Origin of the sequence: Paraburkholderia elongata (assembly GCF_013177735.1) — a bacterium.
Taxonomy (GTDB): Bacteria; Pseudomonadota; Gammaproteobacteria; order Burkholderiales; family Burkholderiaceae; genus Paraburkholderia; species Paraburkholderia elongata.
The window spans coordinates 1-15210 of sequence record NZ_WOEZ01000261.1 but is presented as its reverse complement, the minus strand read 5'-3'; the positions used below and the strand labels follow the sequence as shown (position 1 = coordinate 15210).

At 61.3% G+C, this 15210-nt stretch carries 15 protein-coding genes and 1 rRNA gene; 4 read left to right on the top strand and 12 right to left on the bottom strand.

What is annotated here, in order from left to right:
• Positions 1-37: 37 nt before the first annotated feature.
• The 6 genes from trpC to rpe form a co-directional block, all read right to left on the bottom strand.
• Entirely contained in the window at positions 38-823 is a 786-nt protein-coding gene (gene trpC, locus GNZ13_RS44000; protein ID WP_172176839.1) for an indole-3-glycerol phosphate synthase TrpC, read from the bottom strand.
• Positions 824-841: 18 nt separating this feature from the next.
• Positions 842-1873 carry an anthranilate phosphoribosyltransferase gene (trpD, locus tag GNZ13_RS43995; protein WP_172176837.1) on the bottom strand — a complete coding sequence of 344 codons (1032 nt, stop codon included), beginning with the start codon at positions 1871-1873 and terminating at the stop codon, positions 842-844.
• Between the two features lie 17 nt (positions 1874-1890).
• Positions 1891-2478, bottom strand: a complete 588-nt coding sequence (locus GNZ13_RS43990) for an aminodeoxychorismate/anthranilate synthase component II (protein WP_172176834.1) — start codon at positions 2476-2478, stop codon at positions 1891-1893.
• Positions 2479-2491: 13 nt separating this feature from the next.
• On the bottom strand, positions 2492-3985 hold the full coding sequence (gene trpE / locus GNZ13_RS43985; RefSeq protein WP_172176832.1) for an anthranilate synthase component I: 1494 nt from the start codon (positions 3983-3985) through the stop codon (positions 2492-2494).
• Positions 3986-4356: 371 nt separating this feature from the next.
• Complete coding sequence (locus GNZ13_RS43980) at positions 4357-5073, bottom strand: phosphoglycolate phosphatase (RefSeq protein ID WP_172176830.1); 717 nt, start codon at positions 5071-5073, stop codon at positions 4357-4359.
• A 37-nt stretch (positions 5074-5110) separates the two neighbouring features.
• Complete coding sequence (rpe, locus tag GNZ13_RS43975) at positions 5111-5794, bottom strand: ribulose-phosphate 3-epimerase (protein ID WP_172176828.1); 684 nt, start codon at positions 5792-5794, stop codon at positions 5111-5113.
• A 275-nt stretch (positions 5795-6069) separates the two neighbouring features.
• Between rpe and apaG the strand changes: the two genes are divergently transcribed.
• Entirely contained in the window at positions 6070-6444 is a 375-nt protein-coding gene (gene apaG / locus GNZ13_RS43970) for a Co2+/Mg2+ efflux protein ApaG (protein WP_172176826.1), read from the top strand.
• Between the two features lie 46 nt (positions 6445-6490).
• Here the strand turns inward: apaG and GNZ13_RS51800 are convergent, their stop codons facing one another.
• Complete coding sequence (locus GNZ13_RS51800; RefSeq protein WP_216675258.1) at positions 6491-6664, bottom strand: hypothetical protein; 174 nt, start codon at positions 6662-6664, stop codon at positions 6491-6493.
• A 16-nt stretch (positions 6665-6680) separates the two neighbouring features.
• Between GNZ13_RS51800 and mltA the strand changes: the two genes are divergently transcribed.
• Complete coding sequence (mltA, locus tag GNZ13_RS43965; protein WP_216675257.1) at positions 6681-7805, top strand: murein transglycosylase A; 1125 nt, start codon at positions 6681-6683, stop codon at positions 7803-7805.
• A gap of 105 nt (positions 7806-7910) precedes the next feature.
• On the opposite strand, the gene paaK is transcribed toward mltA, so the two are convergent.
• The 5 genes from paaK to paaN form a co-directional block, all read right to left on the bottom strand.
• Positions 7911-9215, bottom strand: a complete 1305-nt coding sequence (gene paaK / locus GNZ13_RS43960; protein ID WP_172176824.1) for a phenylacetate--CoA ligase PaaK — start codon at positions 9213-9215, stop codon at positions 7911-7913.
• Between the two features lie 161 nt (positions 9216-9376).
• Complete coding sequence (gene paaI / locus GNZ13_RS43955) at positions 9377-9838, bottom strand: hydroxyphenylacetyl-CoA thioesterase PaaI (protein WP_172176822.1); 462 nt, start codon at positions 9836-9838, stop codon at positions 9377-9379.
• 1 nt (position 9839) lies between these two features.
• On the bottom strand, positions 9840-10631 hold the full coding sequence (gene paaG / locus GNZ13_RS43950; RefSeq protein WP_172176820.1) for a 2-(1,2-epoxy-1,2-dihydrophenyl)acetyl-CoA isomerase PaaG: 792 nt from the start codon (positions 10629-10631) through the stop codon (positions 9840-9842).
• A gap of 58 nt (positions 10632-10689) precedes the next feature.
• A complete protein-coding gene (gene pcaF / locus GNZ13_RS43945; RefSeq protein ID WP_172176818.1) occupies positions 10690-11892 on the bottom strand; it encodes a 3-oxoadipyl-CoA thiolase in 1203 nt (400 codons plus the stop codon).
• A 126-nt stretch (positions 11893-12018) separates the two neighbouring features.
• Entirely contained in the window at positions 12019-13719 is a 1701-nt protein-coding gene (gene paaN, locus GNZ13_RS43940; RefSeq protein WP_172176816.1) for a phenylacetic acid degradation protein PaaN, read from the bottom strand.
• Positions 13720-13852: 133 nt separating this feature from the next.
• Between paaN and GNZ13_RS43935 the strand changes: the two genes are divergently transcribed.
• Entirely contained in the window at positions 13853-14629 is a 777-nt protein-coding gene (locus GNZ13_RS43935; RefSeq protein ID WP_097390485.1) for an enoyl-CoA hydratase, read from the top strand.
• A 476-nt stretch (positions 14630-15105) separates the two neighbouring features.
• Positions 15106-15210, top strand: a 16S ribosomal RNA gene (locus tag GNZ13_RS43930); the annotation flags it as partial.

Below are 15210 nucleotides of genomic sequence, written 5' to 3'. Positions count from 1 at the left end.
CTTGCTCCGCTACTTAGCCTGCGTGTTGAACCTGCGCTTAGAAAAACATCCGCGCAAGTTCCACACCCGGCTCTTGCGCGCGCATGAACGCCTCGCCGACGAGGAACGTATGCACGTCCATCGCCCGCAGACGTTCAACATCGACGCGCGACAGAATGCCCGACTCCGTGACGACGATGCGGTCGTCCGGAATCGATTCGAGCATGCCGATGGTCGTCTCGATCGACGTTTCGAAGGTGCGCAGATTGCGGTTGTTGATGCCGATCAGGGGTGTCTTTAGCGTGAGCGCTTCCATCAGCTCATTGCTGTCGTGCACTTCGACCAGCACCGCGAGGCCCAGCGAATGCGCGAGCGCTTCCAGATCCTGCATCTGCGAGGTTTCCAACGTGGCAGCGATCAGCAGGATCGCGTCTGCCCCCATCGCGCGGGCCTCGACGATCTGGTATGGATCGACGATGAAGTCTTTGCGCAGCACCGGCAGATTGCAGGCGGCGCGCGCTTCTTCCAGATACGCCACGCTGCCCTGGAAGAACTGCACGTCGGTGAGGACGGACAAGCAGGCTGCACCGTGCTTTTCATACGAACGCGCGATCTCGGCCGGCACGAAATGTTCGCGCAGCACGCCTTTGGACGGACTCGCCTTTTTCACCTCGGTGATCACCGCGGGAAGACCCGCCGCGTGTTTCGCACGCAATGCGCCGACGAAATCGCGGATGTCGCGCGACGATGCTTCGAGGCGCAGTTCTTCGAGCGGCGCGCTCTGTTTGGCCGCGCGGACTTCTTCGCGTTTGACCGCGATGATGCGGTCGAGGATGTCGCTCATGAGTGTCTCGCTACGTAGTTACTGCTTGAATTGCTGGGTGAAGCGGATCAGCTCGTCGACCTTCGCCCGTGCTTTGCCGCTCGCGATCGCTTCGCGCGCCAACTGGATGCCGTCCGCAATCGACGCCGCCACGTTCGCCGAATAAAGGGCTGTGCCCGCGTTCAGCGTGACGATTTCGCGCGCGACGCCCGGCTTGTTGTCGAGCGCTTCGAGCAGCATCACTTTAGATTCGGCCGAGTCGGCCACTTTCAGCGTGCGGTTCGACACCATCTGCATGCCGAAGTCTTCCGGATGGATTTCGTACTCGTGGATCTGGCCGTCGCGCAACTCGCCGACTTGCGTGGCCGCGCCGAGCGACACTTCGTCCATGCCGTCCATACCGTACACCACCAGCACGTGTTTCGCGCCGAGGCGCTGCATGACGCGCACCTGAATGCCGACGAGGTCGGCGTGGAATACGCCCATCAGCTGATTCGGCGCGCCGGCCGGATTGGTCAGTGGCCCGAGAATGTTGAAGATGGTCCGCACACCGAGTTCGCGGCGCACCGGCGCGATGTTTTTCATCGCCGGATGATGGTTCGGCGCGAACATGAAGCCCATGCCGGTTTCCGCAATCGAAGCAGCCACTTGTTCCGGCTGAAGATCGATATTCACGCCGAGCGCTTCGAGCACGTCCGCGCTGCCCGACTTGCTCGACACGCCGCGATTGCCGTGTTTCGCGACCTTGGCGCCGGCCGCGGCCGAAACGAACATTGTCGCTGTGGAAATATTGAAGGTGTGCGAGCCGTCGCCGCCGGTGCCGACGATATCGACGAAGTTCGAGTTGTCCTGCACGCCGACGTGCCGGGCAAATTCACGCATCACCGTGGCAGCAGCGGTGATTTCGCCGATGGTTTCTTTTTTGACGCGCAAGCCGGTGATGATCGCCGCCGACATCACGGGCGACAGTTCGCCGCGCATGATGAGCCGCATCAGATGCAGCATTTCGTCGTGGAAAATTTCGCGGTGCTCGATCGTGCGTTGCAGCGCTTCCTGGGGCGTAATCGACATGATTTCGTCTCTCTTGATCAAGCGTTGCGGTGGGCCATCTTCGACTGCTTCACGAAGTTCTCGAGCAGCGCGTGGCCGTGTTCGGACAGGATCGATTCCGGATGGAACTGCACGCCTTCAACGGCCAGTTCCTTGTGACGCACACCCATGATTTCGCCGTCTTCGGTCCATGCGGACACTTCGAGACAGTCAGGCAGCGATTCGCGTTCGATCGCGAGCGAGTGATAACGCGTCACGACGAAATGCTTCGGCAGGTCGGCGAACACGCCTTTGCAGTCGGTTTCGATCGTGCTCACCTTGCCGTGCATGATGGTTTGCGCGCGCACCACGCGGCCGCCGAATGCTTCGCCGATGGCCTGATGGCCGAGGCAGACGCCGAGAATCGGCGTCTTGCCGGCGAACTCGCGCAGCACGTCGAGGGTGATGCCGGCGTGTTGCGGGTTGCTCGGGCCGGGCGACAGGCAAATGCGTTCCGGGTTGAGCTTCGCAATCTCGTCCAGCGTGATTTCGTCGTTCCGAAAGGTGCGCACGTCTTCGCCGAGTTCGCCGAAGTACTGCACCAGGTTGTAGGTGAACGAGTCGTAGTTGTCGATCATAAGCAGCATGGTGTGTCTCCGGTCAGAAGTCGCTATCGAGGCCGTCTTGAACCTGCTCGGCGGCGCGCAGCACAGCGCGCGCCTTGTTCTCGGTCTCTTGCCATTCGGATTCCGGCACCGAATCCGCGACTACACCCGCTGCCGCCTGCACATACAGATTGCCGTTTGCGATCACGCCGGTGCGGATCGTGATGGCCAGATCCATTTCGCCGGTGAACGACAGATAGCCGACGGCGCCGCCGTAGAGACCACGCTTCACCGGTTCCAGTTCGTCGATCAATTCCATCGCGCGCACCTTCGGCGCGCCGGACAACGTGCCGGCCGGGAAGGTGGCGCGCAACACGTCGAAATTGGTGGTGCCGGGTTTCAGCTTGCCTTCGACCGAACTCACGATGTGCTGCACGTGCGAGTACTTTTCGATCACCATCTTGTCGGTGACGACCACCGAGCCGATCTGGGCGATGCGACCCACGTCGTTACGCGCGAGGTCGATCAGCATGACGTGTTCGGCGATTTCCTTCGGATCGTTCAGCAGTTCGGTGGCGAGCTCTGCATCGCGTTCCGGCGTATTGCCGCGCGGACGGGTGCCCGCGAGCGGCCGGATCGTCACGATGCGATCTTCGCCGCGTTTTTCCTGGCGGACCAGAATTTCCGGCGACGCGCCGACCACGTGGAAGTCGCCGAAGTTGTAGTAGTACATGTACGGCGACGGATTCAACGAACGCAGCGCGCGATACAGCGACAGCGGATTGTCGCGATACGGCTTGATCAGACGCTGGCCGACCTGCACCTGCATTAACTCGCCGGCGGCGATGTATTCCTTCGCCTTGCGCACGGCGGCCAGATAATCGTCTTTGGCGAACTCGCGGTAGGTCTCGGTGCGCACGCTGGCCGATGTGACCGGCGGCTGCACGGTCGTGCGCAAACGCTGACGCAATTCACGCAGACGCTGCTTGGCTTTTGTGTACGCCTCGGGTTGCGTCGGATCCGCGTACACCACCAGGTAGAGCTTGCCTGCGAGGTTGTCGATCACCGCGACTTCTTCGGTGAGCAGCAACTGAATGTCTGGCAGGTTCAGATCGTCTTGCGGGGCGGAGTGCGCGAGCTTTTTCTCGATGTAGCGCACCGCGTCATAGCCGAAGTAGCCCGCCAGCCCGCCCGCGAAACGCGGCAGACCGGGGCGCTGCGCCACTTTGAAGCGGCCCTGGAATTGCTGGATGAACTCGAGCGGATCACCCTCGTGCGTTTCGACGACTTTGCCGTCCCGCACCACTTCCGATACGCCGTTGCGGGTGCGCAGCAGCGTGCGCGCCGGCAGTCCGATGAACGAATAGCGGCCGAAGCGTTCGCCGCCCACCACCGATTCCAGCAGGAACGAGTTGGCGCCGTTGCGTTCGCTCTGCGCGAGCTTCAGGTACAGCGAGAGCGGCGTTTCGAGGTCGGCAAGCGCTTCGGCGATCAGCGGAATGCGGTTGAAACCCTCGTTGGCGAGGGACTGGAATTCGAGTTCGGTCATGTTCCGATCCTGTACGTACGTCAGACGGCACTATGCGTCGGACAAAGCGGGGGCGTTGCGCGGCCGGTCAGGCGTTCGTTCGACGTTTCGACACGATGATACCGACCGGCGCGAGTTTCCCATCGACGCATGCAAGGGATTTCAGCGCACAGATGTACTTTGCGGGTACACGAACGCCAAATCAACCGATGCAGCGAAACAAGGTGATGGAAAAAACGCGTGAGCGCAGCGAAGTAAAAAACGGTTGCCGAAGACGAGCTTCAGCGTACCTCAGGCGAGGTTAGCGCGACCAGCGACGCCAGGGCCAGGCACCCCGGTCGATGCTAATCAGACTCCGTTTTTTATTCAGAAACATGAGGATGAGGGACTTTTCAAGTCGTGGAATGGTGCGCTGCGATAGCCTTGGCGGCATCGAGCAGCGAGGCAACTATACCATCGGATTTTATTTCTTGTATAGCTCGGCCGTGGTTGTAGCCGTACGGCAGCGTCAGCGTTGCCATGCCCGCCGCACGGCCTGCCAGCGCGTCGTTTTCCGAATCGCCGATGGCGACCGTGGCTTGCGGCGCGACGCCTAACTGCGCCGCGGCGGCGAGCATCGGCAGCGGATCCGGTTTCTTTTTCGGCAGGCTGTCACCGCCGAGTACGACGCTGAAATACTGGCTGAGCCCGTATTGCGCCAGCAATTCGACCGCGAAACGGTGCGGCTTGTTGGTGACGCACGCGAGTTTGAGGCCGGCATCGCGCATGGCGCTGAGGCCGGCTTCGACCTGGGGGTACAACCGCGTGTGCACGCCGTTGATCCTGGCGTACTCCTCTTGATAGATCGCGAGCGCTTCGTCGAAACGGTCCTGTGCGTGGTCCGTTTCGAAGCGCTGAGCCAGCACACTGCGAATCAGATTCTCCGAACCCTTGCCGATGTAGCCGACCACTTCCTCGCGCGAGGTTTCCGCCGCGTCGAGTTGCGCAAGCATGCCGTTCAGGCCGGCGGTGAAATCGTCAGCGGTATCGATCATCGTGCCGTCGAGATCGATGATCGCGGCTTGCAGGCGCGGGCCGGTGAAGGTCGGGGCAGGGTATGAAGTCGTCATTCTTAGTGCGGGATCTCGGTGATCGATCGGCGCCCGATCAGTGCTCGATGTTGGCGAGTGCGGCGCGCATCTTGTCGATCACCACCTTGTGATCCGGCGCACCGAAGATCGCCGAGCCTGCCACGAACGTGTCCGCGCCAGCCGCTGCGATTTCGGCGATGTTGTCGACCTTCACGCCACCGTCCACTTCGAGATGAATCTCGCGGCCGGTCTTCTCCTTGTAGGCGTCGATCCGCTTGCGCGCTTCGCGCAGTTTAATGAGCGCCTCAGGAATGAACGATTGACCGCCGAAGCCCGGATTCACCGACATGATCAGCACCAGATCGACCTTGTCCATCACGTAGTCCAGATGGTTCAGCGATGTGGCCGGGTTGAACACGAGGCCAGCCTTGCAACCGTGGTCGCGAATCAGCGACAGCGTGCGATCGATATGGTCGGAGCCTTCCGGGTGAAAGCTGATCAGATTCGCACCGGCCTTGGCGAAGTCCGGCACGATCCGGTCGACCGGGCGCACCATCAGATGCACGTCGATCGGCACGTCGACGTGCGGACGGATTGCTTCGCAGACGAGCGGGCCGATCGTCAGGTTCGGCACGTAATGGTTGTCCATCACGTCGAAGTGAATCCAGTCGGCGCCGGCGGCGACAACGTTGCGGACCTCTTCGCCGAGGCGCGAGAAATCGGCGGACAGAATGCTGGGGGCGATGCGGAATTGCGTCATGGCGGGGGCGGATGCAAGCGGGAAAACGCCATTTTACCGTTTTGTGCAGTTCTAAACCGGCTCGCAGGCGGTTTGAGGCCGGCACCGACCAAGCGCGGCAAAAGTGACAAAACGCCTTAGCGGCCCTTGGCCAGAGGGATTTGTCCGGTTGCGGGCGTGCCGCGCATCAAGCAGAATGCCAAACCATAAGTGCCGCTTCGCCAATGCGCCCGCAAACCATTGGCGTTCGGGGCTTCCCGCGATTTTTTAGCTCGTTTCACCAGACCGGAATCAGGATGAGCCAGTACGAATTCAGCGTCTCGGCGCAGGTGCAGTATCTGCCCGAAGAGTCGGACCCGGAGCGCCGCCAGTATGCGTTTGCATACACGCTGACTATCCGTAACAGCGGCCAGGTGCCCGCGCAGTTGATTGCGCGTCACTGGGTGATTACCGACAGCGACAACAACGTGCAGGAAGTAAAAGGCCTGGGCGTGGTCGGGCATCAGCCCCTGCTCAAACCGGGCGAGCACTTCGAATATACGAGTTGGGCGGTGATTGCTACGCCCGTCGGCACCATGCGCGGCGAGTATTTCTGCGTGGCGGAGGACGGCGAGCGCTTCGATGCACCCGTGCCCGAGTTCATTCTGCGGATGCCGCGTACTTTGCATTGAACCGAGGGCGCGGCTCGCGGTCTTTAAGAAGCTTTACGGCGCGGCTTTACTGGGATTTTTGCTGCTTTTGCTGTTCATTGGTGGCGGCGCGCGCGGCCTTTTTCTTGCCGGACGACGTCCATACAACGATAAAGACGAGCAGGAAGAGCGCGAGGAGCGATTCCAGCGCGAAGATGAGCATCGGGTATTCGTCGAACAGATCAGACATGGCGGTTTCCATCAAGAACGAACATTGTATGCGTTTTGTCCGCACGGCCGGAGCATGGCTTGGGGCGCTTTCGGTTGCGGTGATGCTGGCTTCCTGCGGTGGCGGTGGGGCGGTCCGGCCTTCGGTTTCGCCGCCCACGGGTGCCGCGATCATACCCGGGCAGATCGCCGCGACTCGGCTCACAGCGGTAGCCTGGCAGCAGGTGCCGGGGTGGCAAGACGATTCGCTGATCGGCGCAACGGCTGCATTGCGGCAAAACTGCCTGAGGCTTGCGCGTCAACCGAACTGGTCCCGCGCATGCGCGGCGGCCTCGCAGATCGACGATCTGGACGTTACCAGTGCGAGGGCGTTTTTCGAGGCGTATTTCACGCCGTTCCAATTAGCCAATAACGACGGCACGCTCGATGGTCTCGTCACCGGCTACTACGAGCCGTTGCTGCGCGGTTCGCGCACGCGGCACGGCGTGTATCAGACGGCGCTGTACCGTTGGCCATCCGGATATCGCGCGGGTGCTCCGCTGCCGGCGCGCGCGCAACTCGAGCGTGCGGGTGTGCTCAACGGCAATGAACTCGTGTGGGTCGACGATCCGATCGAAGCCTTCTTCCTGCAAGTGCAGGGGTCCGGGCGCGTTGTGATGGAAGACGGCAGCGTGATGCGGGTCGGCTTTGGCGGCACCAACAACCAGCCGTACAAATCAATTGGGCGGTGGTTGCTCGATCGCGGCGAACTGACGCCGGCGCAGGCGACCATGCAGGGCATCAAGGCATGGGCGCGCGCGAACCCCACGCGGGTCGACGCATTGCTCGATACCAATCCACGCTTCGTGTTCTTCCGCGAAATGCCATCTGGCGAGAGTGCGCCGAGCGGTGGCGCTGACGGTCCGATCGGCGCGCTGGGTGTGCCGTTGACGCCGGAGCGGTCGATCGCGGTGGATCCGACTTCGATTCCGCTGGGTACGCCGGTATTTTTGCAGACCACGCGTCCGTTGACGAACTCACCGATGAATCGCCTCGTCTTTGCGCAGGACACGGGGTCCGCGATCAAAGGCGGCGTGCGCGCGGACTACTTCTGGGGTCTTGGCGACGATGCCGGCGATCTGGCCGGCAAGATGAAGCAGGGCGGCCGGATGTGGCTGTTGTTGCCGAATTCGTGAGGGTTTGGCGGGGGCGGCGGGTTTCCCGCCAGCACATTTGATAGCGGGGCTGACGCCGATCAGCTCCGTTATCAAGCGTCAACCCTCGGCGTTTCGGCGCATGGCTTAAAGCCCCGGCTTCCGCTTGTCCACCACCCTCCGTGCTTTGCCCACCGAACGCTCGATCCCATTTACAGCCAGCACGTTCACAACTGCGCTCACGCCGATCAGCGCCTTGATGTCATAGGTCAACGCCTGCTTCGCCGTGGTCAGTGCGGCAGTATCCGGCGCTGATTCCGGGCAGGGCTCGACGTTCAACGTCAGTACGTCGAGCGGGCCTTCCTTGGTTAGCACGATTTGATAGTGAGGCGCGAGGGCGTGCTGCTTGAGCAGCAATTCTTCGATCTGCGTCGGGAATACATTGACGCCGCGCACGATCATCATGTCGTCCGAACGGCCCGTGATTTTTTCCATCCGGCGCATAGTGCGTGCGCTGCCTGGCAAGAGGCGCGTCAGATCGCGCGTCCGGTAACGGACGATCGGCAGTGCTTCCTTGGTCAACGATGTGAATACCAGTTCACCGAGCTCGCCGTCCGGCAGCACTTCGCCGGTTTCGGGGTCGATGATCTCGGGGTAGAAATGGTCTTCCCAGACGGTCGGGCCATCTTTGGTCTCGACGCATTCCGATGCGACGCCAGGTCCCATCACTTCAGATAGACCGTAGATATCGACGGCGTCGATGCCCATGCGCTTTTCGATAGCCTGGCGCATGTCGTTGGTCCACGGTTCCGCGCCGAAGATGCCGATGCGCAGCGAGCAATTCGCCGGATCGACGCCTTGCCGTTCGAGTTCGTCGGCGATCGACAACATATAGCTCGGCGTCACCATGATGATGTCAGGCCGGAAGTCCTGAATCAGTTGCACCTGCTTTTCAGTCTGACCACCGCCGAACGGGATCACCGTCAGCCCCGCGCGCTCGGCGCCGTAGTGTGCACCGAGGCCGCCTGTGAACAAACCATAGCCGTAGCTGATGTGAACCTTGTCGCCGCGCTTCGCCCCTGCGGCGCGGATCGAACGTGCGACGAGATTCGCCCACGTATCGATATCGCGCGCCGTGTAGCCGACGACTGTCGGCTTGCCCGTCGTACCGGACGACGCGTGGATCCGCGAAATCTGTTCTTGCGGCACCGCGAACATGCCAAACGGGTAGCTGTCGCGCAGATCCTTCTTTGTGGTGAAGGGGAAGCGCGCCAGGTCCGCGAGGGTCTTCACGTCGCTCGGATGAACACCGGCCTCATCGAATTTGTGCCGATACACAGGCGAATTCTCGTAAGCGTGGTTCAGCGACCATTTGAGCCGTTCGAGTTGGAGCGCGGCGAGTTCGTCGCGGCTGGCTGTCTCGATGGGATCGAGCGGGAGGGCGGTGGTCATTGATTGTCTCCTTGCTGCCTCAATGCTTGGGTCTGGGGTGCGGTGCGCTTGCACGCAAAAACCGGGGACTCATTGCTATCTATGTAAGTGCTGCCAATGTGCTGCGGACGCGCCGCGACTCTGCTGCGAATTTGGCGCGACTCTGCGGTTCAATCTGTTATTCAATCGCCCGTAGGAATCAGGTTGCCTTTGATCTGTGCAGATTTGCCGCGAAACATCGCCACGGTCTCCTCTGCGCGATTCGTGACGCGAATATCGTAAATGCCGGTGCGGCCGCTCAGCGTTTGCTCGACCGCTTCGGCCGTCAACACGTCGCCGCCTTTTACCGGCAGCAGGAATTCGATCGAGCAGCCGGCTGCGACTGTGTTGATGTTGTACGTGTTGCAGGCGAAAGCGAACGTCGAATCAGCGAGCGTGAAAATCAGGCCGCCGTGGCAAATCTGATGACCGTTCAGGAAGTCGTCGCGCACGGCCATGCGCAGGCGCGCGTACCCTAGGCGCACTTCTACGATTTCGAGTCCGAGCGCGCGGCTGCATGCATCGTTTTCGTACATGGCGGCCGCGGTTGCGCGAGCGAGTTCGTCGGGTGTCATATGGGCCGGGTGGTTCGGTTGTGCGGACATATCAACGACCCTCGAAGCGCGGCGTGCGTTTTTCCACGAATGCTTGCACGCCTTCTGCGTAATCGTGGGAAGCGCCGAGTTCGCGTTGCAGATCGCGCTCGAGATCGAGCTGCTGATCGAGGGGTTGTGTTACGCCCGCGCGCATCGCCTGTTTGATCGCGGCGATGGCGCGCGTGGGTTGCTGCGCCAGTTGTGCCGCGAGTTTGCTTGCCGTGGTGGCCAGCTCGGTGTCGTCAACCGTTTGCCAGATCAAGCCCCAGCTTTCGGCTTTCTCCGCGCTGAGTTTGTCGCCGGTGATGGCGAGACCCAAGGCGCGCGCCATGCCGACGCGTTGCGGCAGGAACCAGGTACCGCCCGAGTCCGGTACGAGACCGATCTTCACGAACGCCTGGATGAAACTGGCCGAACGAGCGGCAAGTACGAGATCGCAAGCCAGCGCGAGATTGGCGCCGGCGCCGGCGGCCGTGCCGTTGACCGCGGCAATCACGGGCAATGGCAGTGCTTGCAGGCGGCGAATCAGCGGATTGAAATGCGCATCGATCAGTTCGCCCAGATCGGTCATCGCGCCGGGCGTAAAGTCGAGATCCGCGAGATCCTGTCCCGCGCAGAAGCCGCGGCCCGCACCTGTCAGCACAAGCGCACGCGCGCTGGACGCCTCGACCTGGTCGAGTGCGGTGCTCAATTCCTGATGCATCGCGCGCGTAAAGCTGTTGAGCTTGTCAGGGCGGTTCAGCGTGATGGTCGCCACGCGACTCGATGTATCGATGTCGAGGCGAATCGCTTCATATGACATTGGGTGTCTCCTCAAAGTCTCTTTGACCGGCGGGGCGGCGGACGGGGTGGCGTTGGTGTCAGACCCGCTCGATCACCAAGGCGATGCCTTGACCCACGCCGATACACATCGTGCAAAGCGCAAAGCGGCCGTTGATCCGCTCCAACTGGTAAAGCGCGGTGGTGATCAAGCGCGCGCCCGATGCACCGAGCGGGTGGCCGAGCGCAATCGCTCCGCCATTCGGATTGACGCGCGGATCGTCGTCGCGCAGACCGAGTGTGCGCAGGACGGCAAGCCCCTGCGATGCGAAGGCTTCGTTCAACTCGATCACGTCGAGTTGTTCGAGTGTCATGTTCAGTTGCTTCAACAGCTTTTGCGTGGCTGGCGCCGGGCCGATGCCCATGATGCGCGGCTCCACGCCCGCCGTTGCCATGCCCACAACTCGCGCGCGGCGACGCAATCCAAATTGATCGGCAGCTGCCTGATTCGCGAGCAGCAGTGCGCACGCGCCGTCGTTCACGCCCGATGCATTGCCGGCGGTCACGCTGCCGTCGGGACGGACCACGCCCTTGAGCTTGCCCAGGCTTTCGAGCGTCGTTTCGCGTGGATGCTCGTCGAGCGTCACGCGTACGGGGTCGCCTTTCTTCTGCGCAATTTCAACGCCGACGATTTCCTGAGCCAAAGTGCCATCGCGCTGCGCGCGGGCTGCCTTTTGCTGGCTCGACAGGGCAAAGGCGTCCTGATCCGCACGGCTTATGCCGAACTCGGCGGCGACGTTTTCCGCGGTTTCCGGCATTGAGTCGACGCCATATTGGCGCTTCATTAGCGGATTGATGAAGCGCCAGCCGATGGTCGTGTCGTAAATGTCGGCATGCCGCGAGAACGCACTGGTGGCCTTGCCCATCACGAACGGCGCGCGCGTCATGCTTTCGACGCCGCCTGCAATCATCAACCGCGCTTCGCCAGCTTTGATGGCGCGAGCAGCGGTGCCGACCGCGTCCATGCCCGAGCCGCACAGGCGGTTGATGGTTGCGCCGGGCGCATCCGTGGGCAAGCCGGCCAGCAATGCGGACATACGCGCGACGTTGCGGTTGTCTTCACCGGCCTGATTGGCGCAGCCATAGATCACGTCGTCGAGGGCCTGCCAGTCGACGCCAGGATTGCGCTCGATTAGCGCCTTGATCGGTACCGCGCCGAGGTCGTCGGCGCGGACATCCTTCAGGGCGCCGCCGTAGCGGCCGATTGGGGTGCGAATCGCGTCGCAAATGAAGGCGTCGTTCATGTGGGCTCCTACTGGGACGGATCGGCGGGACATGCCGACCCGATGTCTCATGTTATTTGGGGCGCACGACTCGGTCTATTCGGCCAAACGGCATAGGACGAAAGCCGTGCTTTTGTCTTATGCCATTCAGCCAGCTACCGCTGATGCCGCTTTCGGTTCAACATGAACGCGACTTTGAACGACGCGGAAGCGGTTCGCGACAAAGGCTGCGTCGGCCAGCGCGGCATTTGCTGCCGGGTTTGCGCCTGTGCCGTGGAAGTCGGAGAACGCCGCAGACTGATTGACGAAAACGCCGCCCGTCAAATTGATCGAGAGTGCTACGCCACCGCGGATCGATGCTTCGTGCGCTGCTTCGAGCACGGCTTCATCCGTGCTGTAGATCGACAGCGTCAGCGCGCCGTGTTCGGCGGCAATTGCGCCAGCAAGATCAAGCGACTGCGCTGTCGAGTCCGTCGCGATCACGAACGAGATCGGGCCGAACCATTCTTTGGTGAACTGCCCGTGGTCGGTTGCCGCATCTAGTTGGAGCACGAGCGGTGTGCGCACGCGAGCGTCGGCAAAAGCCGGATGTTCGAGCGATTGGCTTTCTACCAGAACGCGGCCGAGCTTGGCAGCTTCGTCAATACGTTGGATTACGCCTTCGTTCTGGATCGCGCCGAGCAATTCGACGGCGCGCGCCGGGTCTGCAACCAGTTTTTGCACTGCGCCGGCGATAGCTTGAGCGATTTCGTCGAAGCCGAGTGTGCCTTCGGCGGTGCGGATGCCGGCGCGCGGTACATAGATGTTTTGCGGGGCGGTGCACATCTGGCCCGAGTACAGCGCAAGTGAGAAGGCGATATTGCGAGCGGCAGCTTTGATGTCGTCCACCGAGTCGATCACGATCTGGTTGACGCCGGCTTTTTCGGTGTAGACCTGAGCCTGGTGCGCATTGCGCTCGAGCCATGTGCCGTTTTGTGTACTGCCCGTGAAGTCGATGAGCTTGATTTCAGGGCGTAGTGCCAACTCCTGGACGAGCGCGCCGTCGTTCGGTTCGGTCGCTAGCAACGTAACGATGTTCGGATCGAAACCGGCTTCGCGCAGCACGTCACGTGCGATGCGTACGGTCAGCGCGAGCGGGAGAATCGCTCCCGGATGCGGCTTGACGATGACCGTGTTGCCTGTTGCCAGATCAGCGAAGAGGCCCGGATAGCCGTTCCACGTCGGGAAGGTGCAGCAACCGAGCACGAGACCGGTGCCGCGCGGTACGACGGTGTAGCGTTTGTGCATCGCGAGCGGCGGATTTTTGCCCTGCGGCTTTTCCCAGTGGGCATCGGCGGGAATACGGCGCAGTTGGTCCCACGCGTACACGACCGCTTCGAGTGCTCGGTCTTGCGCATGCGGGCCACCGGCCTGAAAGGCCATCATGAATGCCTGACCGGTCGTGTGCATCACGCTGTAGCCGATTTCAAAGCTGGCGCGATTCACGCGCGCAAGAATTTCGAGGCATACGCCGATCCACGCCTGCGGGCCGGCCACGCGCCAGTCGCGCTGTGCGGCGGCCGCCGCGGAGATCAGCGCGGCGGGATCAGCTTTCGGATAGCGCACGCCAAGCGGGAACCCGAACGGCGAGACTTCAGCGCCGACGGTTTCACCGGTCGACGGCTGATCGAGTTCGAACGTCTTGTTCAGGTGCGCTTTGAATGCGGCTTCGCCGTCTGCGCTAGCTGTTTCCCCGTACACTTTCGGACTGGGCATCTCGACGAAGGGACTCCAGTAGCCGCGCGTCTCAATCGCGGTGAGTGCCTTTTGCAGCGTGTCTTCGTGCTTGGTGAATAGCGGATGTGTCATGGCAGAGGGGCTTGTCTGTACGTTGGGAAAAGCCTGTCGAATAATTGACCGACCGGTTGGTTGGTGAATGGTAGCATTACTGAGACGGCCGCGCGAAGCGTTTTTTGCGCGCCATTAACCATTAGGAGGCGGCATGGCTTACGAGAACATTTTGGTTGAGACGCGAGGGCGGGTCGGTTTAGTCACGTTGAATCGCCCGAAGGCGTTGAACGCGCTGAACGACGCCTTGATGGACGAACTGGGTGCAGCGTTGCGCGAGTTCGATGCCGACGACGCGATTGGTGCGATCGTGGTGACAGGCAGCGAGAAAGCGTTTGCCGCCGGCGCCGACATCGGCATGATGGCGACCTACACCTATATGGATGTCTACAAAGGAGACTACATCACTCGCAACTGGGAAACGGTGCGCTCCATCCGCAAGCCGATCATCGCCGCGGTGGCGGGTTTCGCGCTTGGCGGCGGTTGCGAGCTGGCGATGATGTGCGACATTATTCTCGCCGCCGACACTGCGAAGTTCGGCCAGCCGGAAATCAAGCTCGGCATCATGCCGGGTGCAGGAGGTACGCAGCGACTGCCGCGCGCCGTTTCAAAGGCGAAAGCGATGGACCTTTGCCTGACCGCTCGCTTCATGGACGCTGCTGAGGCAGAACGCGCTGGATTGGTCTCGCGGGTGATTCCCGCGGCTTCGCTGCTGGACGAGGCGGTGGCTGCGGCCGCAACCATCGCTGAATTCCCGCTGCCGGCGGTGATGATGGTCAAGGAATCGGTTAACCGTGCGTACGAAACGACGCTCGCAGAAGGTGTGCATTTCGAGCGCCGCCTCTTCCATTCGCTCTTCGCTACGGAGGATCAGAAGGAGGGGATGGCCGCGTTTGTTGAGAAGCGCAAACCGGTTTTCAAGCATCGTTAATACGCTTGTCAAAATAACGCTTGCAAGGCACCGTTCCGCTCGCTAAAATCTCGCTCTTTCGTGCCTCGGACACCGGGGCGCGGGGGGCGGGAGAGCCAGCAGTGGCAAGGCTTTCAGCGAAGTGAATGGGTTGAGAAAGTTAGAAAAACCTGTTGACGGCGTAGCGAAAGTTCTTCATAATCTCGTTTCTCTGCTGCTGATGCAGCGACGCAGAACGAAGCGGTGCCGGGTGGTTGGAAGTTCGGTGCTGGTTCGGTAGTGAATGCGTAATCGATCTTTAAAAATTAACAGCCGATAAGTGTGGGCGCTTGATGCGAGATGCGGGTGGGTTCTTCGGAGCCTGCCATAAAGCAAAAGTATCAAGTCTCACACTAGTATTAAAGGAAGGTTTTCCTGCCGGAAGGCAGGAGGATCATTCGTCAGTACGTTGAGTGAGCGACCGGTTCGTAACAGAACCGAAAAACAGTAACAGGTTTGAACTGAAGAGTTTGATCCTGGCTCAGATTGAACGCTGGCGGCATGCCTTACACATGCAAGTCGAACGGCAGCACGGGAGCAATCCTGGTGGCGAGTGGCGAACG